Origin of the sequence: Ruegeria arenilitoris (genome assembly GCF_013030985.1) — a bacterium.
Classification (GTDB): Bacteria; Pseudomonadota; Alphaproteobacteria; order Rhodobacterales; family Rhodobacteraceae; genus Ruegeria; species Ruegeria arenilitoris_B.
The window spans coordinates 938512-962057 of record NZ_WPYP01000001.1; the positions used below are offsets into that span (position 1 = coordinate 938512).

The 23546-nt window shown below is 61.0% G+C and carries 27 protein-coding genes; 4 read left to right on the forward strand and 23 right to left on the reverse strand.

All coding sequences use genetic code 11. The annotated features are described in order from the left end of the window. Window positions 1-58: 58 nt before the first annotated feature. Window positions 59-868: a serine O-acetyltransferase gene (gene cysE / locus GOX88_RS04630; RefSeq protein WP_170399785.1), complete on the reverse strand. Its 810-nt coding sequence runs from the start codon at window positions 866-868 to the stop codon at window positions 59-61. Window positions 869-952: 84 nt separating this feature from the next. On the opposite strand from cysE, the gene GOX88_RS04635 reads away from it, so the two are divergent. After that, window positions 953-1291 (forward strand): TraR/DksA family transcriptional regulator, encoded by a 339-nt coding sequence (locus GOX88_RS04635; protein WP_170399788.1) that lies wholly within the window; start codon window positions 953-955, stop codon window positions 1289-1291. Here GOX88_RS04635 and GOX88_RS04640 read toward each other — a convergent pair. The 16 genes from GOX88_RS04640 to GOX88_RS04715 form a co-directional block, all read right to left on the reverse strand. Then, complete coding sequence (locus GOX88_RS04640; protein ID WP_170399791.1) at window positions 1272-1568, reverse strand: DUF7742 family protein; 297 nt, start codon at window positions 1566-1568, stop codon at window positions 1272-1274. The genes GOX88_RS04635 and GOX88_RS04640 overlap by 20 nt on opposite strands. Before the next feature lie 8 nt (window positions 1569-1576). Continuing rightward, window positions 1577-5548: a baseplate multidomain protein megatron gene (locus GOX88_RS04645; RefSeq protein WP_170399794.1), complete on the reverse strand. Its 3972-nt coding sequence runs from the start codon at window positions 5546-5548 to the stop codon at window positions 1577-1579. Beyond that, window positions 5549-5995 carry an NlpC/P60 family protein gene (locus GOX88_RS04650; RefSeq protein ID WP_170399797.1) on the reverse strand — a complete coding sequence of 149 codons (447 nt, stop codon included), beginning with the start codon at window positions 5993-5995 and terminating at the stop codon, window positions 5549-5551. After that, window positions 5992-6879: a DUF2163 domain-containing protein gene (locus GOX88_RS04655; RefSeq protein ID WP_170399800.1), complete on the reverse strand. Its 888-nt coding sequence runs from the start codon at window positions 6877-6879 to the stop codon at window positions 5992-5994. Before GOX88_RS04655 ends, GOX88_RS04650 begins: the two co-directional genes overlap by 4 nt. Then, on the reverse strand, window positions 6879-7511 hold the full coding sequence (locus tag GOX88_RS04660; RefSeq protein ID WP_170399803.1) for a DUF2460 domain-containing protein: 633 nt from the start codon (window positions 7509-7511) through the stop codon (window positions 6879-6881). Before GOX88_RS04660 ends, GOX88_RS04655 begins: the two co-directional genes overlap by 1 nt. A 16-nt stretch (window positions 7512-7527) precedes the next feature. Then, on the reverse strand, window positions 7528-8190 hold the full coding sequence (locus GOX88_RS04665; protein ID WP_170399804.1) for a phage tail tape measure protein: 663 nt from the start codon (window positions 8188-8190) through the stop codon (window positions 7528-7530). Next, a complete protein-coding gene (locus GOX88_RS04670; protein ID WP_170399807.1) occupies window positions 8177-8386 on the reverse strand; it encodes a rcc01693 family protein in 210 nt (69 codons plus the stop codon). Before GOX88_RS04670 ends, GOX88_RS04665 begins: the two co-directional genes overlap by 14 nt. After that, a complete protein-coding gene (locus GOX88_RS04675) occupies window positions 8383-8703 on the reverse strand; it encodes a gene transfer agent family protein (protein ID WP_170399810.1) in 321 nt (106 codons plus the stop codon). The genes GOX88_RS04670 and GOX88_RS04675 overlap by 4 nt, the downstream gene beginning before the upstream one ends. A 4-nt stretch (window positions 8704-8707) precedes the next feature. Beyond that, complete coding sequence (locus tag GOX88_RS04680; RefSeq protein WP_058280596.1) at window positions 8708-9121, reverse strand: phage major tail protein, TP901-1 family; 414 nt, start codon at window positions 9119-9121, stop codon at window positions 8708-8710. 20 nt (window positions 9122-9141) lie between these two features. Next, window positions 9142-9555 carry a DUF3168 domain-containing protein gene (locus GOX88_RS04685; RefSeq protein ID WP_170399813.1) on the reverse strand — a complete coding sequence of 138 codons (414 nt, stop codon included), beginning with the start codon at window positions 9553-9555 and terminating at the stop codon, window positions 9142-9144. Further along, window positions 9552-9890: a phage head closure protein gene (locus GOX88_RS04690; protein WP_170399816.1), complete on the reverse strand. Its 339-nt coding sequence runs from the start codon at window positions 9888-9890 to the stop codon at window positions 9552-9554. The genes GOX88_RS04685 and GOX88_RS04690 overlap by 4 nt, the downstream gene beginning before the upstream one ends. After that, window positions 9887-10486, reverse strand: coding sequence for a head-tail connector protein (locus GOX88_RS04695; RefSeq protein ID WP_170399819.1), 600 nt, complete (start codon window positions 10484-10486; stop codon window positions 9887-9889). The genes GOX88_RS04690 and GOX88_RS04695 overlap by 4 nt, the downstream gene beginning before the upstream one ends. Before the next feature lie 178 nt (window positions 10487-10664). Further along, complete coding sequence (locus tag GOX88_RS04700; RefSeq protein ID WP_170399822.1) at window positions 10665-11843, reverse strand: phage major capsid protein; 1179 nt, start codon at window positions 11841-11843, stop codon at window positions 10665-10667. A 35-nt stretch (window positions 11844-11878) separates the two neighbouring features. Continuing rightward, on the reverse strand, window positions 11879-12424 hold the full coding sequence (locus GOX88_RS04705; protein ID WP_170399825.1) for an HK97 family phage prohead protease: 546 nt from the start codon (window positions 12422-12424) through the stop codon (window positions 11879-11881). A gap of 26 nt (window positions 12425-12450) precedes the next feature. Next, entirely contained in the window at window positions 12451-12669 is a 219-nt protein-coding gene (locus GOX88_RS04710; RefSeq protein ID WP_170399828.1) for a GTA head formation protein, RCAP_rcc01685 family, read from the reverse strand. Beyond that, a complete protein-coding gene (locus tag GOX88_RS04715; protein ID WP_170399831.1) occupies window positions 12662-13834 on the reverse strand; it encodes a phage portal protein in 1173 nt (390 codons plus the stop codon). Before GOX88_RS04715 ends, GOX88_RS04710 begins: the two co-directional genes overlap by 8 nt. A gap of 246 nt (window positions 13835-14080) precedes the next feature. On the opposite strand from GOX88_RS04715, the gene GOX88_RS04720 reads away from it, so the two are divergent. Then, on the forward strand, window positions 14081-14611 hold the full coding sequence (locus tag GOX88_RS04720) for an SMI1/KNR4 family protein (protein WP_170399834.1): 531 nt from the start codon (window positions 14081-14083) through the stop codon (window positions 14609-14611). A 13-nt stretch (window positions 14612-14624) separates the two neighbouring features. Here GOX88_RS04720 and GOX88_RS04725 read toward each other — a convergent pair whose 3' ends face one another. Further along, entirely contained in the window at window positions 14625-15851 is a 1227-nt protein-coding gene (locus tag GOX88_RS04725; protein WP_170400257.1) for a DNA-packaging protein, read from the reverse strand. Window positions 15852-16519: 668 nt separating this feature from the next. Between GOX88_RS04725 and GOX88_RS04730 the strand changes: the two genes are divergently transcribed. Together GOX88_RS04730 and GOX88_RS04735 are read left to right on the forward strand one after the other, a co-directional pair. Then, a complete protein-coding gene (locus GOX88_RS04730; protein WP_170399837.1) occupies window positions 16520-17368 on the forward strand; it encodes a 3-methyl-2-oxobutanoate hydroxymethyltransferase in 849 nt (282 codons plus the stop codon). A gap of 269 nt (window positions 17369-17637) precedes the next feature. Continuing rightward, window positions 17638-18894, forward strand: a complete 1257-nt coding sequence (locus GOX88_RS04735; RefSeq protein ID WP_170399840.1) for a DEAD/DEAH box helicase — start codon at window positions 17638-17640, stop codon at window positions 18892-18894. A 37-nt stretch (window positions 18895-18931) separates the two neighbouring features. Here the strand turns inward: GOX88_RS04735 and mltG are convergent, their stop codons facing one another. The 5 genes from mltG to GOX88_RS04760 form a co-directional block, all read right to left on the reverse strand. Then, entirely contained in the window at window positions 18932-20092 is a 1161-nt protein-coding gene (gene mltG / locus GOX88_RS04740; RefSeq protein WP_170399842.1) for an endolytic transglycosylase MltG, read from the reverse strand. Next, a complete protein-coding gene (gene fabF / locus GOX88_RS04745) occupies window positions 20093-21358 on the reverse strand; it encodes a beta-ketoacyl-ACP synthase II (protein ID WP_170399845.1) in 1266 nt (421 codons plus the stop codon). A gap of 201 nt (window positions 21359-21559) precedes the next feature. Continuing rightward, window positions 21560-22303 (reverse strand): HisA/HisF-related TIM barrel protein, encoded by a 744-nt coding sequence (locus tag GOX88_RS04750; protein ID WP_170399848.1) that lies wholly within the window; start codon window positions 22301-22303, stop codon window positions 21560-21562. A 120-nt stretch (window positions 22304-22423) separates the two neighbouring features. After that, a complete protein-coding gene (locus GOX88_RS04755) occupies window positions 22424-22963 on the reverse strand; it encodes a GNAT family N-acetyltransferase (protein ID WP_170399851.1) in 540 nt (179 codons plus the stop codon). Window positions 22964-23104: 141 nt separating this feature from the next. Beyond that, complete coding sequence (locus tag GOX88_RS04760; RefSeq protein WP_008756330.1) at window positions 23105-23338, reverse strand: acyl carrier protein; 234 nt, start codon at window positions 23336-23338, stop codon at window positions 23105-23107. Between the last annotated feature and the right edge of the window lie 208 nt (window positions 23339-23546).

The window sequence follows — 23546 nt, forward strand, 5'->3', positions numbered from 1 at the left end:
TAAAACAAATAAAGCCGCCTCAGACCAGAGGCGGCTTTTTTCGTTTATCAGCAACGTTTTACTTGTCTTTGCCCAGCATGTGATCCATCGAGATCGACGGCTGGTCGCAACCGGCCTCGCCGACGATCTTGGCGGGGATACCGGCAACTGTCGTGCAGGCCGGCACCTCTTGCAGCACCACCGAACCTGCGGCGATGCGGCTGCAATGGCCCACCTCGATATTGCCCAGAACCTTGGCCCCGGCGCCGATCAGAACTCCATCACCGATCGTGGGATGGCGCTGTTCTTCTTCCTTGCCGGTTCCGCCAAGGGTCACCGAATGCAGCATCGAGACATTGTCGCCCACCACAGCCGTTTCACCAATCACGATTGAGTGGGCATGGTCGATCATGATGCCCTTGCCGATACGGGCAGCGGGGTGAATATCGATCCCGAAAATCTCGGACGAGCGCATCTGGAAGAAATACGCCAGATCATGGCGGCCTTTTTTCCACAGCCAATGCGCCACACGATAGGCCTGCATCGCCTGATACCCTTTGAAGTAAAGAATCGGCTGCAACAGGCGGTGGCACGCCGGGTCGCGTTCATAGACGGCCATCAGGTCGGCGCGCGCGGCCTCGATCAGCGACGGGTCATCCGCATAGGCCTCGTCCACGATTTCACGCAACACCATCATCGACATCTCGTTCGAGCACAGCTTGGCCGACACCCTGTAAGACAAGGCCCGTTCAAGGCTGCGGTGGTGCAGAATACAGGCATGCACCAAACCACCCATCAGTGGCTCGCTCTCGACCGCTGCCTGAGCTTCGGTGGTGATACGGGTCCAGACCGGGTCAACCGGCGTCACGTGACTGCGCTTTTCCAACATGGCTTTTGATCCTTTGCTGCGCCTAGAATGCCATTTAGTTGTAAAAACACCAAACGCAAACCCGTGATCTGCAGGTTAACGAAAATGAATGAAATTGAATTGGCTAGCTTTTCGACTAGGATTCAGGCGCGTTTGGCCGAGATTGCAGATCATTCGGCTGCGGAAAAAGACGCGCAGGCCATTGTCGAGCTGGACCAACAGGCCGTCGGGCGCCTCAGCAGGATGGATGCTTTGCAGAATCAGGCCATGGCCAAGGCGCAGCAGACCAATCGGGATATCGAGACGCGGCGCTTGCAGGCCGCGCTGATCCGCATTGAGGAAGGGGAGTTCGGCTATTGCGAGGATTGCGGCGACGAGATCCCCAAAGCCCGACTGAACCTCGACCTCGCCGCCACCAGATGCGTCAGCTGTGCATCCGGTTGATCTGGAACCGGATCAGATGACGCAGAACCATCTCAAAACACTGGCAATACTGCGGGTCGTCAAATCCCGGCTCATCCGCCAGCCGCCTGTTGCGGGCCGCAGCCATTAATGATCCGTTGCCGAATAGTGGATGAAGCCGCCCGGTCTGGCCGACATGTTTGTCGGCCAGTTCCGCTTCATGAATCATACGAGTGCAGAGGCGGTTGCGGTCCACCGGCGAGGCGGCCAGCAAGGCCCGCGCCGCAGCGCTGACATCTCCGTGCAATACAGGGCGCATGTCGCGGCTTACCCGACTGTCAGGCTGGTGTGCAGGCCCGGTCCGTAGCTGGCCGAAACCTGGGCCACCCGAACCTCATAGGCCCCGCTGATCCCATCCGCCGCTTGTGCCGCGACCGAGTAGAACCAGTTCGGTTCGCTCACAATCTGTTCCCGAACCAGCGTGCCATTGACGCGAATTTGAACAAGGTAGGATTCACTTTCCTCCGCCAGCGGCACGTCCAGCCCGGCCCAGTCGTCCCCGTCCAGCCGGGTACGGCGTATCCATGACAGCTGGTCGCCTGCGCCCGAGGAAACCGCCCGGAGATGCGCTGGAGCATAAGGGCGCAATCCGTTGCCGTCGAAGGCTTCAACAAGGCGGACAAAGGACGGGTCGTCATACCCTCGCGTCGCGGGACCGATGCGATAGTGTTTTGACACCCGCCGCTCGGACCGCAGCAGGCTGGTCTGATAGACCCGCTGATCCAGCAACACGAACATTGATCCTTCGGGCCACACATCAGGCATTGCCGCGTCTGTTCCCAACTGGCCGCGCAACCGCCCGGACAAAGTATAGATGCCGGTGTCCTGCAAGGTGGCATCGGCGAACTGGAAAACCTCCCAGTTGCCCGGTGTTCCATCCCCGATTGCCGCCAGATTGGCACCGTTCAACAGCGCCTCACGCGGGCGCGACTCCAGCAATCCGTCGATCAGGTTGACCCGCAGAGGCGCAGCTTCGTCCCAGACACCCGCACTTGCCCGGCTAAGCGGCGTTTCGGTGAACCCTATGACCGCCTGCCCCGAGATGACGTCCTGAAGCGCATAGTCCTCATCACTGGCTGCCGAATAGACGGCAACGCTACCGGGCCAAGGCTTGGCCGAGGCGGCCAGATAGGGGGCGTGCGGGGCTTCCGACCCGGTGATCAGCGGCAAATCCATAAATACGGGCAAAACGGGAACTGGTGCGACAAAGGGCTTTGCGGTCACTTCATCATCGGGCAGATCGGACGGTGCATAGACGCCGGGCTCGATCCGTACCGCCTCGGCCAATTGCAGATCGGCCTGCTCCAAACGGTCGATCCGATAGCGAGCGCCCTGACCGTCTTGCGTCAGAGTGACAACGTCGCCCGCACTCAGATGCAGCATCGACGGCGGCAACGCAAATCGGGCCGTCTCGCGCGAGACTCGCGCTTCGCTCAACCAGCGCTCTGCCGTCTGACGACCTTCGGCGCGCGTCATCGACAGAGGCACCTCATTCACCGACACGGAATGCGTACGTGTATCCGGCAGGACGGCCTCTTCTGACACGACATCGTGGTCGGCATCCGACTGCACAAATCGCAAACGCACACGGCCCGTCAGTTCGGCCTCGGCCTCCCTGCGATATTCGACACGACCTTCAATGTCCGCGCTGTCAGCCAGAAGTTCGGTGTCCAGTTCAATTGCCCTGCGACCATCGCGCATCTGGAACAGCAACACACCGTCCCGTTCGATCGCGTCAAAACCATAGCGCAGCATCAGCGGCTGCAGCGCCGCACGCGCGCTGGTCACGTCTTCAATCGCGTATCCCCGCACCACGCCATACAGCCGCGATACATCGATATGCGTCACCCCGGCCCCGTGGCAGATTTCCGTGACAACCGAGGCCAGCGTGCGCGTTCCGGACCGACCGTTCAGCCAGTGGCCGCGGGGGTAGTTCACACCATCGCTCCACAGGCTGCGGAGGTTGGGAAAAGTGGGAAAGGGGCGCGCGTCCCAGGCCCAGACATAGGCGTTCGCCATGTCCACCATCGGGCCGCCATACTCGTCCGATACCGGGTTGATCGCCGGATCGGACCAATAGCCCAACATCGCCTTCAGATATTGCACCTGCATGAAATCGTCGCGCAGGCCGTTGGAATATTTGGGCAGACTGGATTCCGAGGATTTGGGATCAAGAAACTTGTTCGGCTGGTTGGTTCCTTTGTCGATCGCTGCACAGCCAAGTTCAGTGAACCAAATCGGCTTGGACCCGGGCACCCAATCCGTCGGGTTTTCTTGCCGAACGCCTCCGATGCGCTCGTGGTGCCGGTTTGACCACCAGTTGCGCAGGTCCTTGTATCGCCATATCCACGGCTCACCGTGATCCTCATCTGTGATCGGCGCCCGGATCTGGGCTTCGGCCTCTTCGGGTGAGGGATAGTACCAATCATAGCCCTCGCCGCCTTCAATATTGCTGCGAAGGTAGTTGACGTCATAGATCGCATCCGCCCCGGCCTGGGCGTCCAGATGATCCACCCCATCGCGCCAGTCGGACAACGGCATGTAGTTATCGATGCCAACAAAATCGATGTTTCCGTCAGCCCATAGCGGATCGAGATGGAAGTAACGGTTCCCCGATCCATCATTGGGTTGATAGCCGAAATACTCGCTCCAATCCGCCGCATAGCCGATTTTGGTTTCCGAGCCCAAAATCGCGCGCACATCGGCAGCAAGCGCACGCAATTGTGCCACGGCGGGGAAACCGGACGCGCCGCGGATCTGTGTCAAGCCACGCATCTCAGACGAGATGCAGAAAGAGTCTACTCCACCGGCAGCTTTGCACAGGGCCGCGTAGTGCAGAATGAAACGGCGTAGGCCCCATTCCTGCGGTCCGGTATAAGACACCTCACCGTCGCCAACGACAAAATCACTGGCCTGCGCGTTACCAAAGAACGCGGCAACCTGCGCGTCTGCGGCGGCCGTTTGATCCGGTGATCCGGCGCGTCCCGGAGCCTCGCTTAGCGTGATCCGGCAGCGCCACGGCAGATGCGGCTGGCTGACGGCATCAGACCACGGATCGGGCAGGACGTTGCCTTCAAGCTGATCCATCAGAATGAACGGATAGAACATGACACGTTTGCCGGAGCCCTTCAGGTGCCGGATCGCCTGCACCACGGATCGGTCTGCGGGCGTTGCGCCATAGACAGGCAAGCCATCCTTGTGCTGAACCTGCTGGGCAGTGTTGCGATACACCCCGGCCACGTGCCAGGGCATATTCTCGCCCTCGATGTCCTTGTGCAGAACCTTCGGCTGCAGCTGGCAGGTTCCACACCGCAGATCATCACCAAACCAGGATACGATCAACGAGGCCGCATCGCAGGCCCCCAACTCTGCTTGCAGGGATCGGGTGGCGGTTACCAGATCCGACACCCCCGAGGGAGAATTGACATTTGCAGCCCAGCTTTGCCCCACCCCTTTGGTATAGTTGACCTGTTCGCTCGCCAAAGCGTATTCGCCGGTGCCCGGCATGAGTGCAACGCCCCGGATCGTTCTGGACAAGGCGTCCGGCGTATCCGGTAGACCCGGCTGTTTCTGACGCACGACTTCAAAGGAAAACTGCGGCACGCGGTTTCCGAATTGCGCCAGTTGCAGGTTCTCGATCACCACATAGGCCGTACCGCGATAGGCCGGAACATTGCCCGCGCCCTCAATGGCCTCGATCAAGGGATCGGGCAATTGAAATTGATCACCGGGGTACGCCCGCATGTGCAGGCTTGTGCGCTCAAGCTCTTCTCCGTCGGCCCAAACACGCGGAACATCCGAAATCTGACCGGAACCCACTGCGATGGCCAGAGAAATCGAATAACTATAGCTGTGGGTGGTCGTCGTCACCTCGGGCGCTTTGGGAGCGCCCTTGCCGCCGCCTCCACCGCCACCGGATTGCGTGGTTGTGCTGGTACTCTTGGATTCCAGAAAGTCCGACGCCCAGATAACCTGACCGCCTACTCGCATACGTCCGAAAACCGTGGCGACGGGGGCGCCTTCCCCGGTTTCGGTCAGACGAAACCGGTCCAGACGTCCGGTTTCAACAACTTCGCTGCCGCCCCCCATGACTGATTGACTCATCAACCTCTGGTCAATGACCCGGCCCAGCGTAGCCCCCACAGCACGGCCGATAACAGCTGTTGAAAGCCCTGCAACGGTGCCACCAATCGCGCCGCCAATCGCGGCCCCTGCTGCGGACAAAACTATTGTAGCCATTCACATATCCTCCAGCGGGAATTCAAAACAGGCGACCACCCGGCGGCGCCAGGGGTCGCTCAGCGTGTTTTCGACTACGCCATACCCGGAGTAGGCGTGAATGAACCGCAGTACGGCCCCCGTGGCGCTGACAATGCCGACATGCTTGGCCACACGCCCATCGCGCATCCGGAACAACAGCACATCACCCGCAGCCGGATCGTCCGGGCTCTTTTCGATCAGATGGCGGCGGGCTGCGGCCCACATGCGTTCCTCGCCCTGAGGTTCGGACCAGTCCATGCTGTAGGTGGGAACGGCCTCTGGTTCACGCCCAAGCCGCGCGCGCCACACACCTCGCAACAGGCCCAGACAATCCGTGCCTGCACCCTTGACCGAAGCCTGATGCACATACGGGGTCCCCAGCCAGCTGCGCGCCTCATCCACAATAGCTTGCCTGCGCGCATTCATCGTCTGCTTCCCCCGGTGTTCGGGTTGCCTTGTTTTGGCACCGCCATCATCCAGTCCTCACCCGGAAGATCAGGAAATCCTTGGAAATTCAGCATGTTATTGAATTTCAAACGGCAGGTGGACATGCTCTTGTCGCATCCGGCCGTCAACCTGACCCGATCTCCAACAGCCAGTCCTCCGGTGATCCCGGACCAAAGTGAAACACTGCGCCCACCGGTGATCTGCTCATCCTGTTTGATCGAGTCCCAAAGCCCGGCTGCCTGTCCTGACACCACGTCCAATCTGCCGCGTTTGAACCAGCCCGTGTCCCACCCGCTGGCGCCTTTCAGCTGCAGGGCGCTGCCAGCGATCAAACTCACGACTTCGGCCTCGGCCCGGAAACCCGATGCGTTTAGGTTAAATTTGCAGGCGCCGTCTCCAAGAACCGCCGTGCAGGGTTTCTGATAAATCCTGCCCATGGGTTGGTTCAGCAAATCCGTAAGGCCCCGCAATTCGGCGTGAAACGCGCCACCCGCGCGGCGCATCTCTCCGATCGAGCCCCTGAATTGCAGCACCCTCTGTTCAAGTGCGGCCCAGTTGACCAACCATGCCCGCACTTCGGCGCCGTCGAACCGACCGGATTCGATATCCTCTTCCGTGACGGCGGCGTCGGACAGGGCGCCCATGGCCTCGGAGTTATCGATGGACAACCCGGTCGCCTGCTCGATTGCCGAGGCCGTCAGGCCTGTGCTGGCCTTGAAGGTCATGCCATCAAAGCTCAGCTCCATGTCATGGTCGGTAAATCCATATTCCTGCCCGTCGGGCCGCCGGATCAACCAGCACCGGCAGGTCGTGGTCAGCCCGCTTTGCAGATGGGTCTGCAGCCCTTGCTTATCGCCGCTCATCAGACACGCACCTCGACCACCGGGACATTGGGGACGTCACCCGCCTGAAAGCTGGCCACGCTGGTCTGGATCCTGTCGGTGTCGAACCGGACCGGAACGTCAAACTCGAACCCGGCGGTTATTTCCACTTGCTCGGGCGGCGGGGCGGAAAACACGATCCTGCCCGTGGCGAGATCAACCTCAAAATCGACGCCTTCACGCATCTGGTCCTGCTCGAGGCCAATCTTAACCGTGCCGAGCACAGGTTTGACGATCGGGCGGACATAGCTGAAGCCGCCGGAACTGTAGGTCTTGACCAGTTGAAACTCGGTTGTCGTCCCGTCGCCGCGGGCAATCACCTGATCGTCCTGCGCCACGTCAGCCGTTGCCGCCCCTGATTTGTAATCCGACCAGTCTTTCCAGCGAAATCCGAACATCTGACCCTGGCGGGCCTCGAAAAACGACACCAGCGTTTCGATATCGTCCAGCGACCGCATCCCCAGCCCGGCATCATAGCGCCGCCGGGAATGCGCCCAAGGTGTGTTGCGCTCTTCGAACCCGTTGGCCAGCGTCACGATATCGGTGCGCCGTTCGGGACCACCAACCGAGCCAAAGCTCAGGCTGGCAGGAAATCTGACTTCGTGGAAATTCATCACCTGCTCCGTCGTGTTACCTGTTGCGATTGCCGCGGCCCAGGGCACGGCTCATCTGGGCGGCGATCTGGCCCTGGCTGCGCCGGAACCCCTGAACGTCCAGGGTTGTGATGTTCATCACCACGTTCACTGCGCGCCCACCGCCCGAAGTGCGCACGCCCAGCTTGCCATCCGGACCGCGCGCCAGAGGCATGATCGCCTCGGGGCCGGCCTCGCCCATCAGTCCGGTGCCGCCCCGCATCGGGAACGTGGTCGGACCGCTGACCACACCGCCATTGGCGAAAGGCATTACCCGCCCCTGGGAAAAGCTGCCGCCGTCGGCAAAGGGCAGAATACCCTGCACCAGACCTCCGACGGCGTTGGCCAGCATTCCGCCGAAGTGATCCGTCACCGGCCGGATCGCGGCCGAATAAGCCGTCCGGATCATCGAGTTCTTCAGAACGTCCAACGCATCAGACAGGTTCATCCCGTCCAGCACCACACCGTCAAAGGCCTTGCGCAACCCGCCGGACATGCCGCGTTCCAACGTGGCGACATCCTTGCCGGTCTCTTCAAAGGCCGCGCTGATCCGTTTCATCTGGTTGTCAAAAGCCGCGGCCATCGACGCCGCATCCCCCAGCGAGTCGCCCAGCGCCTCGCCCCGCTCCTGCAGGTCGTCCAACCCGTCACGATCCGTCATCACGCTCTCCTTGTTTCCTGTCCGGGTAGGCCGCCAGCAAGGCGTCCAATCCCTTCCGGTTCATTGACGGCATCCCTGCGCCCTGCCCCAGCATCAGCCGCAGCTCGGCCGGGGTCAGACGCCAGAACTGATCCGGCGTCAGGCGCAGACCGACAAACCCGGCCCGCATCAGCGCGGGCCAGTCGAACCCGCTCATGTCTGCTCCGGCACCATGAAGGCCCGCGCCAGCAGCTCGGCCGCTGCACGCGCGCCCGCCATCGGGCCGCCCTTGATCTCGGCGCTCAGCAGGTCGGCCCGAGCCACATTGGCCCCGCCGCCCCGCAGCCCCGCCACGATCAGCGCCAGAACATCGCCGCTGGAGTACGCTCCACCCTCGAACCGTTGCACCAGCTCCACCAAAGACCCGGTGCCCAGTTCTTGTTCCAATTCCGCCAAAGCGCCCAGCGTCAGCTTGAGCACCCGCCGCTCCCCATCGATGGTCAAAGCCACCTCGCCCGTCCACGGATTGGCCATCGGATTACAGCGCCGTAAAGGCCAGAGCACCGGCGCTGGCCAGGCTCATCTCATAGGTCGCCTCGCCATTATGCGAACCCGCATACTCGATGCCCGTTACCTGGAACGCGCCCTCGACGATGCCGAAATCTGGAATGATCACCTGAAAATTCGGCGTTTCGCCATCAAAGAACAACTGACGCGCGCGTTCATCGGTGCCTGCGTCCTTGAACACGCCCGAGCCCGAGATCGCAGCAGATTTCACCCCTGCGCCCGACAGCAACTCGCGCCATCCGCCCTGGCTTTCAAGGCTGGTGACATCCACGCTTTCCGCGTTGAAACTAACCCGCGTGGCCCGCAGCCCCGCGATGGTCTCGAACAGGCCCGAGCCGTTCATATCCACTTTGACCAACAGGTCTTTTCCGTTCTGGGCAGCCATATGCTCTCTCCGTTGATTGCTTAGTCGTCTTCCACGCGGGCGCGGAATCTCAGGTCGATCTGGCGAACAGCGCCGCCGGTTCCGGTTCGCCTGGCCGAAGCGCGCTCGAACCAAAGGCCCACCAACCGGCCCCGATCCAGGTTCAGCGCGGCGCTCTCAAGCGCGTCACACACTGCCCCGGCAAGGGTCTTGGCAGCACCGAACCCGGCGGCTTCGGACATCACCGACACCGTGAAGCGATGCACGGCACCTGCGCCTGTCCGGTCCGATGCGTCCCGCACCTCTTCCGGGCCCAGCGTCACATAGGTTTGGGGCACCGACCCGGTGGGAACTGCGTCATAGATCGCGCCACCGGAAAGTGTGCTGACCTGCGCATCCCCGGATAGCTGCTGATACACTGCCGCCTGCAAAGCGGCTGAAACGCCATAACTCATGCCGCCACCTCTTCATCTGCAAAACAGGTCAGGTACTGGCCGCGCGGGTCGCGTTCGGCGACGGCACGAATGACAAAACGTCGTGTGCCTTCCGCAAAACGCTGTTCCGGCGAGGGGCGCATGGCCGATCCTTCCGGCGCGCCGCGCACTACGATGCGGTATCCAACGCGCGAGACGGGTACTCCGGCCACCTGCCGCTCGGACCCGCTGCGCGCGGTGACCTCGGCCCAGACCGTTCCCAACGCCTGCCAGGTCTCGGTGTATCCGCCCGCACCATCGGCGTTGCGCACCGGTGCCTCGAGCACCAGCTTTCGGTTCAGTCGCGGCGTCTTCATTGCGCTACTCCTGCGCCAAAACGCACGGTGCGGTAGCGCTGGATCAGGCTGGTCACGCCAAAGGGCATACAACCTGCACCCAGAGCCGTTTCATCACGATATTCGTAGTAATGCGCCGCCAACAGCAGCACCGCCTGCCCCAATTCAGCGGGCAAACCGCCCCAATTGGATGACATGCCGGCGGTGAATGTGATCTTCACCGCGCCGCCTGTCGCAATCACCGGCAGGCTTGAACCCGCCGGGCGCAACCGGGGGCGCTGGCTGTCTTTTTCCAACCGGTACACGCCTGCGTCTACGACGTTTTCGCCACCCGCCGCATCCATCACGGTCACCGCGTCAACGGACGCCACCGGAGCTACCGGAAGAACCTCGGCCGCCTGATCCCGCCAACCGTTCAGGCTCCAAGAAAAACCGCGCTCGATCAGAACCTTGCCGGTGCGCGCTTCGATCGCCGCAATAGCGGCCCGCAAAAAGCCCTTCAACACCTCGTCCTGCACATTGTCCTCGGCAAAGCCCGTGCCCAGCCGCAGATGCGCCTTGAACTGATCCACCGGCAGCGCCGCATCCGCGATGGCGGTTTCTTCGATCAACATCATCCATTCACTCCGCAATCTCGGCCCCCTCCGGGGGTCGTCACTTCAGGAATTTGGCGGGCACGCGCCGCCCCACGTTGCTCGGACGGAGGGGAGCAGCTAGACAATGCAAGGGATCTCACCCCGGCCCGTACCCGCCGCCCGGAGGGCCAGTTGCCCGCCCCCCCGGATTCGCCACCACTTAGGCGGTGCCGAATTTCACCAGCTTGATCGCGGCAAAGTCGCTCACGTCGCCGCCAACGCGCTTGGTTGCGTAGAACAGGACATGCGGCTTGGCGCTGAACGGGTCGCGCAGGACGCGCAGGTCGGGGCGTTCGGCAATGGTGTAACCGGCCTGGAAGTCACCAAAGGCAATCGAGAAGCTGTCGGACGCCGCATCGGGCATGTCCTCGGCGATCAGCACCGGGTAGCCCATCAGACGCGCAGGCTCGCCCGCAGCCAGGCCGTCGGACCACAGGAAGCGGCCATCGCTGTCCTTCAGCTTGCGGATCAGACCCGCGGTCTTCGAGTTCATCACGAAGGTGCCGTTCACGCGGTACTGGGCACCCAGCGCATAGACCACGTCGACAATTGCATCCGCCTCGACACCACCGTCGATGCCGGTGGGAACATAGCCGATATTGCCCCAGGCCCAGACATCATTGTCGACCTTTGTGTGGTCCAGGATGCCCTTCGGCTTGTCGCCACCATCGCCCGAGATGAACGCAGCTGCTTCGGCGCGGGCGAACTTGTCGGCGATACGACCGGCCAGCCAGCCTTCGACGTCAAACGCGCTGTCGTCCAGCAGACGCTGCGAGGCTTTGGGAAGGGCGCTCAGCTCGTGCAGCGCAATCGAGATGCGGTCGATCGACGGGGTCGCGGTCTCAGTTGCGGCCGCAGTCTCGTCGGCCCAGCCTGCGCCCACATCAGTGTGGTCGATCAGCACGTCGAATGAGTTCGCCTCGACATTCACCACTGACGCAATCGAGCGGATCGAGGCAGTGGATTTCAGAACCGATTTGATGATCTCGGCGGTTTGCGGATCAACCTGATAACCGCCATCACTGTTGACAGCGCTCGACAGCGATTTCGACTCCATTTCAAGCCCGCGCAGGCCATCATCTTCGCCCGAACGCACATAGGCATCAAAAGCCTTCTGATGCGGTGCGCCGTCTTCGATCGAGGCCGCAAGGTGCGGACGCGCCGCGATGGTTGATTTACGACCCAGCATGGTCAGTCGCTCTTCTGTCTGTTGCAGTTTAGTTTTAACTTCAGCCTTCAGGCCCTTGAATTCATTCACGAAGCCAGCCATCGCCTGCTTCACCTCCTGAACCAGGGGCGCACCCTCTCCGGTCAAGGCCGGGGTTTCGGTCTTGCTCATCAGCACTTCCATTTCTTGGGTGGGTTTGAGGCGCGCTAGGGTCGCGCCAGCTCCTGCCGGGCGTCGTTGAACACCTCGGCAATGCTACGCAGGGTCTCGTCGGCTTCGGGATCGAAACCCTTTGCCGCCACCCGCGCACTGGGCAGCATCGGGAAGGTCACCAGCGACACCTCCCACAGCTCCAGTTCGGTAAGGACCCGCTGGCCCTTGTCATTCTTCGCGGCCCGCTTGGTGCGATAGCCAATCGACAGGCCATCCATCGCGCCCGCGCGGATTAGTTCCGCCGCCTCGCGGCCCTTCTGGGTGCTTTCCAGCAGACGCCCCTTGACCCAAAGACCCTTGTCGTCCTCGCGCACCTCATCCCAGACGCCGATGGGCTGCGCCGGGTCGTGCTGCCACAGCATCTTGACTCGCTGGCCCGCCTTTTCCAGCCCGGCCAGCGAGCTGCGATAGGCCCCTTTCTGCACCACGTCACTGCCCTGATCGACCTGACCGAACAGGCTGGCATAACCTTCGATCACCGCATCCTCGGATACCGAAAGCCCGTCTCCGAACCGTGCAAACTTGTGTTCCAAATCCATGAACACCTCCTCGTAAGCTTTTGATTTCACGGCGTGGCCGCAAGGAACGATTGAAACACCTGCGCCAGGATCACCGCCGCGACACCGTAGACTGTCAGCCACAACCGCTTTTCCAACCGTTCCATCATCTCTTCGATCTGATCCAACCTGCGGCACAGATGCGCGTGCTGAATCTCGGCCACCCGTTCATGTGCCGCCAGACGCAGGCCCGGTGCGCAGTCGAATGGCGGATACCCCTCAGCCATCCGCATCCTCCGCCAGCGCCGGGAGGCCCAGCAGAGACCGCTTTTCCGCATCGGTCAGGAACTCGGCCCGGCTGACCCGTGCCCATTGCGCGTCCCGCTCGGCAGACAATGCTGGCACCTGATCCAGATCCGGTTTCAGCATCAGATCCTCACCGGAATAGCCCGAGAGCCATTCCGACACCGCCGCCGCCACCCGCGTCACCAGAGGCAGCACGGTCAGTCGATAAAACGCCCGGTTGGCCTCCTGATAGTTCGAATAGGTCGCGTCACCCTGGATCCCCAGCAACATTGGTGGGACCCCAAAGGCCAGCGCGATCTCGCGGGCGGCGGCTTCCTTGGTCTTCTGAAACTCCATGTCGGATGGCGAGAAACCCATCGGCTTCCAATCCAGCCCCCCTTCCAGAACCATCGGCCGGCCAGCATTGCGCGCGCCGCGATAGTTCTGCTCGATCTCGTCGCTCAGGCGGCGGAACTGATCCTCGGCCATCACGCCGTGACCATCGCCGCCCTTCCAAACCAGCGCCCCCGAGGGCCGCGCAGCATTGTCCAACAGCGATTTCGACCAGCGCGACGCACTGTTATGCACATCAATGGCCATGGCCGCCGCCTGCATCGGCGAGAACCCGTAATGGTCATCCTGCGGATGGAAGGACTTGATGTGGCAGATGGCGTCAGCGGCAAAACGATGGGTCTTGCCCCCTACCGTGTAATCATACGCCTTGGGCCAACCGTCAGCACCGGGCACCACGCTCATCCGGTCCGAGCGTAGAACGTGCAGTTCAACCGGCAATCCGTCCTCGGCCTGAACCGCCTCAATGTAAGCATTGCCCGACAGTAGAAGCTGGCCGAACACGGCCTCCATCAACTCGGCCCGCCCCTGCGCTGCGTTGGGGCGGCGCATCAGGGTCAGGATAGGGTGCACGTCATAGCGCTGTTCACGATCCTGCAAGACCAGTGGCAAGGCCGCTGCAGCCTCGGCAATCAGCTTAACCGAGCGGAAGCCCACCGGGTTGCCGGAAAACCCCGTCCGCGTCAGCGACACTGCATCCCGAGGGCTCCACGCCACGCGCCCACCCGTCTGCCAGGCCACTACAGGGCCTGCCGCGCTGGCCTTTGCCTCGGGTGCTTCCCCGGCCGCTCTACGACGCAAGAAATCGAATACCATGTCCAGATGCTCCTTTCTGTCGCCGCTGTGTCCGGCTTGTTGAAAGGAGTTATGCAGGAAAGAAGTTTAAGCCTCGGGAACGGAGCGTACGGGGGTTGGGCAACGGATGTGTGCCGTGTTTCTGAGTGGCTGCTACACCAAGAAAACGCCCCACTTATGTCGTATGATAGCTCCACCCTAAACTGATTAGTTGATTAAGTATTTGTTCCAAAATACAATTTCCGCTGCGAATTAACAGGAAACAAAATGATTGTTTTTGAAGACTTCGATTTGTCAGGTTTTTGGTCAGGTGATGCGTATGAACGGAAAAACTACATCAGTAGGAAACTGGACGAGAGTCTACTGCGATCCGTCGAACAAGAACTGGGGGTAAAGCTACCCGAAAGCTATGTTGAAATGATGAAGGTTCAGAATGGCGGGACCCCTTCAAAAAACTCTCATCCTACAAATACTCCGACCTCATGGGCTAAAGATCACATCGCGATTTCTGGAATCTATGGAATCGATAGAAAGCTGGACTGCTCGCTCTGTGGCTATTTCAGCACCAAATTTTGGATGGGGGAATGGGGATACCCGCATATTGGGGTTTATTTTGCTGACTGCCCCTCAGCGGGTCACGATATGCTTTGCCTAGACTACAGAAATGCTTCGGGCAATTCCCAGCCAACGGTTGTTCATGTTGATCAAGAGAATGACTATCGTATTACTTTCATAGCACCAGACTTTGAGAGTTTTATTCGCGGCCTTAAGGATGAGAACGAATTCGAACTAGACTAGACTGAAATTCCTCTCACAAACTCCGCACCCTCGGCCGCCGATACGCCCCCGCTGGCCCCACAACCAGTTCATGCAGCGCCCAGACCAGCGCATCGACCCGGTCGGGTGAGCCCTGACCTTGATACCCGCGCGCCGTCATCTGGCACATCTGCTCCTCCAGCGCGTCCAGACCGGCCACATGCGCCACCCGCCCCTGCTCGTACAAGGCCGCCACAGGCTCGGCCCGGGCCACCTTTCCGCGTGAGGCCCGTACAGCCCGATAAGGCACCAGAGGGTCCACCTGCCGCACCACCTCTTCCACCAGCTGCCCGCCCTGATTGACCTCGGCCACCAGCCGTTCAGCCCCAAACTCATCCATCGCATCAATCGCCGCCCGCGCCCAACCCGCCGGGCCAACGCCCTGCACCGTGCGATCGGCCAGCACATAGGCGCGCCACGCCTCGGGCGGCCCCTGCAGCTGAGCGCCGACAACCACGATCCCACAGGCATCCGCATCCGATCCCGCCGTCACCGCTGGGTCCAGCGCCACCACGATACGGTCCAGTTCCGGCACAGCCTCGACCCGCGCCGCGTCCAGCATTGAACCTGTCCACAACGCGCCTTCTGCATCCGACAGCAATACCCCGTCCAGTTCCTGCCGACCAAGCCGTGTGCCCGCATAGCGCGCGCGCACTTCGTCCAGAAACGACTCGGCCAGATTGGCCCGGTTCGCCTCGGTCGGCGCATGGGCCTGAACCGTGGACGGAGACGACAGCAACTCCTTCAGAACCTTCACATTCCGCGGCGTTGTCGTCACACAGACCCGAGGCCGCTCGCCCAGACGCAACGCGAATTGCAGCATATCCCAGGTCTCGCCCGCCTTTTTCCACTTGGCCAGCTCATCCACCCAGGCCGCATCGAATTGCGGCCCCCGCAACCCTTCGGGATCATGCGCCGAGAACGCTTGCGCCTCGGCCCCGTTGGGCCAGATCAGCTTGCGTTCGGACGCCTTCCACTGAGGCCGCCGGTCCGGTGGCGAACAGTGCAATATCCCGCTATCGCCGAAGATCATCACATCGCGCACCTGATCGAAGGTCTCACCGACCAAGGCCACGCGGCTGGCTTCACCACGATCCAGCGGCTTTGACCCCTCGACCATCGACCGCACCCATTCGGACCCCGCGCGCGTCTTACCGGCACCGCGTCCGCCCATGATCACCCAGGACCGCCAGTCGCCCTCGGGCGGCCACTGGTGCGGCAGCGCCCAGAACTCGAACAGGAAAGGGAGGGCGCACAGCCCTCCCTCCCCGATCTCACTCAGAAATCTGTCCCGAACCGCAGCATCGGCGGAGGCGAGCCAGCCTGCACCCGATTTCAAATCGAGCGCGCTCAAGGTCGAGCGCATACCCACCTTGGGCAATTCCGGCTTGTCTGTGATGTTGTTCGACAAAGCTTGTCTCCACTTTCTGACAACTTCGGATCAGCCCCTCTAACTGCCCGAGTTGTTTGGCCGTACCAGCCAGGTCTGCATCCTCCCCGGTTCCGATTTGCCTGCGCAGTTCTTCCGCCGCTTTGCGCAAACCGCGAATGGATGTCTCAAGCGACTGCAAAAGTTCCGCCGTCTGGGACATCCGCTCTTCCGGGGTAATCAAAGTCATGTTTGCCTGTGACCTCATGCGTGAGTTTTCTCCGCACGAGAGAAACGAAAAACGGCCACCGGGTTTCCCCAGGGCCGTTGCCCACTTCTTCTAGCATGACACAACTTATACGAGAATAAGCGCGCAAAGTCAATGATTTGCGCAACAGGGGCGCAACACCCAGAGTACGCACCGAGTTAAGAAAACCTGAACAAACACGCGCATGACGTTTGGATTGCCAGCCTGTCAGACCGCTGTTTAAGTTGCGGGAAACCATCAGGAGCGCGAGCAAATGAAACGCATCTATGACTTCAGCCGCAACCCGGCCATACGTAATTATACCGTTGCGGATTTGAAGGCGCTCAAGGGCTCGGGCCGTACCCTGTCCATGGCGAACCCCGCCAATAACGACGAGCTTCGGGCCTGTGTCGATGCCGGTATCGACCTTCTTGTTGTGGGGGCCGATCAGATGGACGATGTCCGCCGCATTGCGCCCACCCATTTCACCGGAGCAGGTTCGACCTGGGCGCAATTCGGGTCCGATGACGAAATCGTGGCACACGCATATGGGACGATGCGGAATGGGGCAGACATGTATTACACGCTACGCTCACTGGACGTCATGGAAAGGATGGCAAAGGACGGCATTCCGGTTCAGAGCCACATCGGCCTTATCCCCACCTTCAGCCATCACTGCGGTGGGCTTCGCGCATGGGGGCGGACCGCTGATGAGGCGATGAAAGTCTATCAAACCCTCAAGCGGATGGAGGATGTCGGTGTCTTCGCGGTCGAGGTCGAATGCCTTGCAGAAGAAGTGCTTGCTGCCGTGAATACAAAGACCACGGTGGTCACGTTCTCGCTGGGCTCCGGCAAGGCCGGGGACGCGATCTTTTCCTTCGTTGCAGATATTTGTGGCGAAGCCAGTGAAGAAGATAAACCACCGAAACACGCCTATGCCTTTGGCAGAGTGGGCAGGCTGCACAAGCAGATTCACGACGAACGGGTCGACGCGCTGTCGCAGTTCCATACTGAGGTCACCGCGCGCAACTTCCCCTACCCCGAAACCAATATCGGGATGCATGAGGGCGAACATGCCAGGTTCCTCGAAGCGCTCGACAAGTGGTCCCCGACTCATCAGTGACCAACATCAAAGCTTGACAAACCCGCGCGCAGACCGCATGTGCCGCAGATCAAGCGCTGACGCGTGAGCATCTGGCCGCAACGGCCCCCACAGCGCACTACACATCTCCTAGTTCCCCTTCACGCAGGGTTCTTGATGCGACGGCCGGATGTACAGGACTCGCCTGTATGCCCCGAGGCTTCGCAGAAACCCTGCCGGTCGCGCTGTTGGCGTGGCCTTATGCTCTTGTCCGGTTCGGAAAGCCGTCCCGGATCAAAAAGGAATGATACTTGTTCGACTTCGACATGCTGGGCCTGGCCCCGGCCCTGAATGATGCGCTGCAACGCGCAAACTTTACCCAACCCACGCCGATCCAGAACCAGGCGATCCCGCTGGCCCTGCAGGGCCACGACATCCTTGGGCTGGCCCAGACCGGCACCGGCAAAACGCTGGCCTTCGGCCTGCCGCTGATCGATCACCTGCTGGCGCAACCGGGCAAACCGGCCCCCAAAACGGTCAAGGCCCTGATCCTGGCGCCGACCCGTGAATTGGTGAACCAGATCGCCGAGAGCCTGCGTAACCTGACCAAAAAGACAAAACTGCGCGTCGCCACTGTTGTCGGCGGGCAATCCATCGGCAAGCAGATCTCGTTCCTGTCGCGCGGCACCGACATTCTGGTCGCGACGCCGGGCCGCCTGATCGACCTGATGGAACGTGGCGCCGTTGACCTCAGCACAGTCCGTCATCTGGTGCTGGATGAGGCCGACCAGATGCTGGACATGGGTTTCATCCATGCCTTGCGCAAAATCGAGCCCGCTTTGGGCACGCCGCGTCAGACCATGCTGTTTTCGGCGACAATGCCGAAGCTGATGGAAGAACTCAGCCAGTCCTATCTGACCAACCCGCAACGGGTGCAGGTCTCGCCTCCGGGCAAGGCCGCAGACAAGATCACGCAGTCTGTTCATTTCCTCGACAGAGCCGAAAAACCGCGGAAGCTTCGCGAAGTACTGTCGGCGGATATGGATGCCCTGACGCTGGTCTTTGCCCGCACGAAACACGGGGCCGAGAAACTGATGAAAGGTCTGGTGGCGGACGGGTTCAACGCCGCCTCGATCCACGGGAACAAAAGCCAGGGTCAGCGCGACCGCGCGATCAAGGCGTTCCGCGCCGGAGAGATCAACGTGCTGGTCGCCACCGATGTCGCCGCGCGCGGCATCGACATTCCGGGTGTTGCCTACGTTATCAACTATGACTTGCCCGAAGTGCCCGACAACTATGTCCACCGCATCGGCCGCACCGCCCGCGCCGGACGCGAGGGCGAAGGCATTGCTTTCTGCGCACCGGATGAACTGGATCAACTGCGCCAGATTCAGAAGCTGATGAAGATCGACATCCCGGTCGCCAGCGGCACCATGCCCGAATTCGCCGAACCCAAGAAACCGCGCAAGCGTGGCGGGTTCCGGGGACGCAGACCACACGGGGCAAATGAGGCGTCGAAACCCGCGCCGTCCAAACGTCGCCGTCCGCGCCGACGCCCCGCCGCATAAAAGAGAAAGGGCCGCGTTTTTCGACGCGGCCCTTTTCTTAGTTGCTCGAGCTGTTTCTCTCGGCTTCGATCTCTCGCCATTTTGCAACGTTGCGGTTGTGCTCGTCCAGAGTCTCCGCAAAGGCGTGCCCGCCTGTTCCATCCGCTACAAAGAAGACGTAATTGGTCTCTTCCGGAGCAACGGCGGCTTCAAGGCTTGCAAGCCCCGGATTGGCAATCGGTGTCGGTGGCAGACCATCGATTACGTAAGTGTTCCATGGCGTTGCCCGGCGAAGCTCACTCCGGCGCAGACCACGGCCCAGAACGCCCTGACCCTTGGTGACACCGTATATGACGGTCGGGTCCGTTTGCAGCTTCATGCCCTTTTCAAGCCGGTTCACGAAGACGCTGGCGACTTGTCCGCGCTCATGTGGAACACCGGTTTCTTTCTCGATGATCGAGGCAAGGATCAGCATCTCTTCGGGGCTGCTGATCGGCAAATCGTCCTGACGGCTCTCCCAAACCGCGTTGATCCGCAACTGTTGCTTTTCCTGCATGTCCTGCAGCACGGCAGCCCGATCATCGCCCGGAGCAAGCTCATAGCTGTCGGGTGCCAGCATACCCTCGGCCGGGACTTCGGACACCTCACCGGTCAGTGCGTCGATGCCCTTCAGCGCCTCAACCACCTGCCACGAGGTCACACCTTCGGCGACCGAGACGCGATAGCGGGTGTCAGAGTCCTGACGCTTTTCGGCGTATTCAGCGGGGGCATCTTCTTCACCGGCCTCGAAACTGGCGATCTCGACAAAGTCCAGCGTGGCCGGGTCCAGTTCGCGAACACGGGTCTGAACGCGTGTCACGCCGATGCGATACTCGATCTCGGACCCACAGGTGCTGGCGCCGCTGCTGGTGATCTCGTCGATGATCTGCTCCATCGACGCGCCTTCGCGGACCAGAAAGCTGCCCGCTTTCAGTTGCTGGGCCTTGTCGGTGTAATCCGCACCCATCCGGAAGATCATGGCGCTGTTAATGGCGCCCTCATCTTCAAGCTGCTGGCTGACGCGGGTCATGTTCGATCCGCTTTTGACCTGCAGGCACATGGCAGTTTGCAGCGGGCCCTCAGCCTTGTATTGCGACTGCCCCCACAGGATCAGACCGCCGATCAGGAACAGGCTGACCACCAGGATGGTCAGCGCGTTCGATGCCAAAGCCCGCCACATTTAGCTGACCTTTCCGAAGATCACGCTCGCGTTGGTGCCGCCGAAGCCGAACGAGTTCGACAGGGCCACGTTGATCTCACGCTCGCGTTTGGCGTTGGGTGCCAGATCAATCGGAGTTTCAACCGCCGGGTTGTCCAGATTGATCGTCGGCGGCGCAACCTGATCACGGATCGCCAGGATCGAGAAGATCGCCTCGATCGCGCCAGCAGCGCCCAGCAGGTGACCGGTTGCCGATTTGGTCGAGGTCATGGTCGCGTTTGCTGCGTGGTCGCCCAGCAGGCGTTCCACCGCGCCCAGCTCGATCGTGTCCGCCATGGTCGAGGTGCCATGCGCGTTGATATAGTCCAGATCATTCGGCTCCAGCCCGGCGCTGCGCAGCGCGGCCTTCATCGAACGCTCGGCCCCGTCGCCATCCTCGGACGGCGCCGTGATGTGATAAGCGTCGCCGGACATGCCATAGCCCAGAACCTCGGCGTAAATCTTTGCGCCGCGCGCCTTGGCGTGTTCATATTCTTCCAGCACAACGATACCCGCGCCCTCGCCCATGACGAACCCGTCACGGTCGACATCATAGGGGCGGCTCGCCTTCTTGGGGTCATCGGCATATTTGGTCGACAGCGCCTTACAGGCGTTAAAGCCCGCGATGCCGATCTCGCAGATGCAGCCTTCACCGCCGCCTGCAACCATGACATCCGCGTCACCGGCGCGGATGATGCGGCTGGCGTCGCCAATCGCGTGTGCACCAGTCGAACAAGCCGTTACAACCGAGTGGTTCGGACCTTTGAAACCGTGACGGATCGAGACCTGCCCCGAGGCCAGGTTGATCAGCGCACCGGGGATAAAGAAGGGCGACACGCGGCGCGGACCCTTGTCGCGGATCAGGTTGGCCGTATCCGCGATGGACCCAAGACCACCAATGCCAGAGCCGATCAGAACGCCTGTGCGCAGGCGCGCGTCTTCGTCCTCGGGCGTCCAGCCCGCATCCGCACAGGCCATGTCGGCCGCGGCAATCGAATACAGGATAAAGTCTTCGATCTTGCGCTGCTCTTTCGGCGGCATCCAATCGTCGGGGTTGAACGTCCCGTTCGTGCCGTCTCCGCGCGGTACTTCGCAGGCATAGGTCGTGGTGACCCCGCTTGCCTCAGCGTCGAACTGAGTGATCGGGCCCGCACCGGATTCTCCGTCCAGCAGCCGCGACCAGGTTTCCTCGACCCCGCTGGCCAACGGAGTGACCAATCCCAGACCGGTTACAACGACTCTGCGCATGAAATGCCTCTTGCCTGCTTCCTGTTTGAGAACCGCTCATACCCCGGCCCGGGGGCCGGGGGCAAGAGCAACGGCATAATCCCTTCCGGCAGCATCTTGCCAAAACTGAAAGAAATTCAGCTCATCACTACGCGAACGGTTCAGAAATAAAGAACCGCCCGCTGCCCGTGGGGCAACAGGCGGTTTCGAAATGTCCGTCAGTTACTGGAACTGTGCGACCGGTTCATGTGCGGTTTTGGCCACTTCCAGCGCGTCGGCCAGATCAAGCGACTTGCGGAACAGCGCCCGCCCGACAATGGCGCCCGAAATATTCGAGATATAAGCCAAGCGCGAGATATCGTCCGCCGTGCGCACAACACCGCTGGCGATAACCGGCGTGCGGGACTTTTCAGCAAGGCCGGAAATCAGACCCAGTTGCGCCTCGACGTCCTCCATGTCGCTGTCGATATCCGTGACCAGGATGGCCGCAAACGGGGTGTCGGCGAAGGCATCAATAAAGGCTTCGGGCGTGAAGGCACTCTGGCTGCGCCAGCCTTCCGTCATGACCAGCCCCTGCCAGACATCCACAGCCAGAACAATCTGGTCCGGATAAAGCTTGGCCAGTTCCTTAACTAGGATCGGGTCACGTGCGGCGAGTGTACCGACGACGATCCGCCCTGCCCCCTTGTCGATCCAGTGCTCGATCTGCTCACGGCTGCGCATACCGCCAGCCAGTTGCACCGGCATCTCGGCCGAACGAATGATCTCTTCAATCAGTTCAGCGTTTGTGTCCCGCCCTTCGATCGCGTCGAAATCCGTCAGCTGCATCCATTCCGCACCTGCCGCCGACCAGCTGCGCGCCGTTTCGACAGGGTCCACATGCCAGATCATGGCTTCGTCCAGACGGCCCTTTTCCAGTGTCACACACCGGCCGTTCTGCAGTTCCATAGTGGGGTAAATCCTCATGAGCCAGCTCCTCCGCCCAATCGCATTGCAATTGACTGTACCATACACACCCGAAAAACCCCGGATGTCGCCAGTTTCGGCAAACTGAGGACATTTTGCGGCATCACAACCAAGTTGAGACTACACGCGAGTCGGCGGTCCATTCCGGCGCAGCAGCACAACCGGAGTGCCATTGTATTCGCATTCACGCATCACCGCATAGCCCAGTTTTTGAGCCAACTTCTGCGAGGAGGAATTCGCCAAATTTACCATTGCCACCAACGGCCCGGGCATGATGCGATCGAACCAGTCATGCGCGGCCTGAGCGGCCTCGAACCCCAATCCCTGACCCTGAGCTTCGGGCACCAGAATCCACCCGGCTTCGGGGAAACTGTCGAAATCTTCGCCCAAGGCTCGGTTGCCATAGAAAAATCCGGCCTGACCGATCATCAGCCGATTCGATTGCTGCAACACGGCCCATTGCCCGAACCCGGCCATCTGCCAATGTCCCGCATTGCGCAGAAACGAATCCCACGCCTCACCGCGCGAGCGGGGCTTGCCGCCGATATGGCGCACAATGCAGGGGTTACGCCAAATCTCGGCGAACCGGTTGAAATCTTCGGGCCGCATGCCGCAAAGCATCAGGCGCGATGTGTTTATCGTCGGGGTGGATCGTATCATGCCCTGCCCGCTCAGAATTGTTGTGCCTCGGGGGAATGGTTGCGAACGAAACCTTCACCTGACAAGCCCGAATTCCAAACAGGCAAAAAAAACGACGCCTCCGTTGCCCGGAAGCGCCGTTTTCAAGCGGTTTCGAAGCGATTAGGACGCTTCAGAGATGAATTTGACGGCGTCGCCAAAGGTCTGGATGGTTTCGGCTGCGTCATCCGGGATTTCGATGCCGAACTCTTCTTCGAAGGCCATGACCAGCTCAACGGTGTCCAGGCTGTCTGCGCCCAGGTCGTCGATGAACGAAGCATTTTCAGCCACTTTGTCTTCTTCAACACCCAGGTGCTCAACAACGATCTTTTTAACGCGATCTGCGACGTCGCTCATGTCTATTCCTCATTCCATTTCAGGGCGTAATGCCCGGTTCAGCCCTTGCCCGCTCAGGCTGGCTTTGATTTGCCCGGTCCGGGCGGTTGGGTCCCCGAATTACCGGGAAAGTAGAAGGCCGACCGTTTGGCCGACCCCGCATAGATGTGCCGCCTATAGCACAGACAACGCCCGAGGCAAACGCTTTCGCGCCTGCCTCGGCGTGCGA

Excerpts from the sequence above, each read along its gene's own strand:
- GOX88_RS04660 (WP_170399803.1), bottom strand. The coding sequence starts at position 7,511 with ATGAATTTCCACGAAGTCAGATTTCCTGCCAGCCTGAGCTTTGGCTCG.
- GOX88_RS04655 (WP_170399800.1), bottom strand. The coding sequence starts at position 6,879 with ATGAGCGGCGATAAGCAAGGGCTGCAGACCCATCTGCAAAGCGGGCTG.
- GOX88_RS04720 (WP_170399834.1), top strand. The coding sequence starts at position 14,081 with ATGATTGTTTTTGAAGACTTCGATTTGTCAGGTTTTTGGTCAGGTGAT.
- GOX88_RS04700 (WP_170399822.1), bottom strand. The coding sequence starts at position 11,843 with ATGAGCAAGACCGAAACCCCGGCCTTGACCGGAGAGGGTGCGCCCCTG.
- GOX88_RS04685 (WP_170399813.1), bottom strand. The coding sequence starts at position 9,555 with ATGAGTTATGGCGTTTCAGCCGCTTTGCAGGCGGCAGTGTATCAGCAG.
- GOX88_RS04715 (WP_170399831.1), bottom strand. The coding sequence starts at position 13,834 with ATGGTATTCGATTTCTTGCGTCGTAGAGCGGCCGGGGAAGCACCCGAG.
- GOX88_RS04705 (WP_170399825.1), bottom strand. The coding sequence starts at position 12,424 with ATGGATTTGGAACACAAGTTTGCACGGTTCGGAGACGGGCTTTCGGTA.
- GOX88_RS04665 (WP_170399804.1), bottom strand. The coding sequence starts at position 8,190 with ATGACGGATCGTGACGGGTTGGACGACCTGCAGGAGCGGGGCGAGGCG.
- GOX88_RS04635 (WP_170399788.1), top strand. The coding sequence starts at position 953 with ATGAATGAAATTGAATTGGCTAGCTTTTCGACTAGGATTCAGGCGCGT.
- GOX88_RS04645 (WP_170399794.1), bottom strand. The coding sequence starts at position 5,548 with ATGGCTACAATAGTTTTGTCCGCAGCAGGGGCCGCGATTGGCGGCGCG.
- cysE (WP_170399785.1), bottom strand. The coding sequence starts at position 868 with ATGTTGGAAAAGCGCAGTCACGTGACGCCGGTTGACCCGGTCTGGACC.
- GOX88_RS04750 (WP_170399848.1), bottom strand. The coding sequence starts at position 22,303 with ATGAGGATTTACCCCACTATGGAACTGCAGAACGGCCGGTGTGTGACA.
- GOX88_RS04650 (WP_170399797.1), bottom strand. The coding sequence starts at position 5,995 with ATGAATGCGCGCAGGCAAGCTATTGTGGATGAGGCGCGCAGCTGGCTG.
- GOX88_RS04690 (WP_170399816.1), bottom strand. The coding sequence starts at position 9,890 with ATGAAGACGCCGCGACTGAACCGAAAGCTGGTGCTCGAGGCACCGGTG.
- GOX88_RS04695 (WP_170399819.1), bottom strand. The coding sequence starts at position 10,486 with ATGATGTTGATCGAAGAAACCGCCATCGCGGATGCGGCGCTGCCGGTG.
- fabF (WP_170399845.1), bottom strand. The coding sequence starts at position 21,358 with ATGCGCAGAGTCGTTGTAACCGGTCTGGGATTGGTCACTCCGTTGGCC.
- GOX88_RS04710 (WP_170399828.1), bottom strand. The coding sequence starts at position 12,669 with ATGGCTGAGGGGTATCCGCCATTCGACTGCGCACCGGGCCTGCGTCTG.
- GOX88_RS04670 (WP_170399807.1), bottom strand. The coding sequence starts at position 8,386 with ATGAGCGGGTTCGACTGGCCCGCGCTGATGCGGGCCGGGTTTGTCGGT.
- GOX88_RS04760 (WP_008756330.1), bottom strand. The coding sequence starts at position 23,338 with ATGAGCGACGTCGCAGATCGCGTTAAAAAGATCGTTGTTGAGCACCTG.
- GOX88_RS04675 (WP_170399810.1), bottom strand. The coding sequence starts at position 8,703 with ATGGCCAATCCGTGGACGGGCGAGGTGGCTTTGACCATCGATGGGGAG.
- mltG (WP_170399842.1), bottom strand. The coding sequence starts at position 20,092 with ATGTGGCGGGCTTTGGCATCGAACGCGCTGACCATCCTGGTGGTCAGC.
- GOX88_RS04730 (WP_170399837.1), top strand. The coding sequence starts at position 16,520 with ATGAAACGCATCTATGACTTCAGCCGCAACCCGGCCATACGTAATTAT.
- GOX88_RS04755 (WP_170399851.1), bottom strand. The coding sequence starts at position 22,963 with ATGATACGATCCACCCCGACGATAAACACATCGCGCCTGATGCTTTGC.
- GOX88_RS04680 (WP_058280596.1), bottom strand. The coding sequence starts at position 9,121 with ATGGCTGCCCAGAACGGAAAAGACCTGTTGGTCAAAGTGGATATGAAC.
- GOX88_RS04640 (WP_170399791.1), bottom strand. The coding sequence starts at position 1,568 with ATGCGCCCTGTATTGCACGGAGATGTCAGCGCTGCGGCGCGGGCCTTG.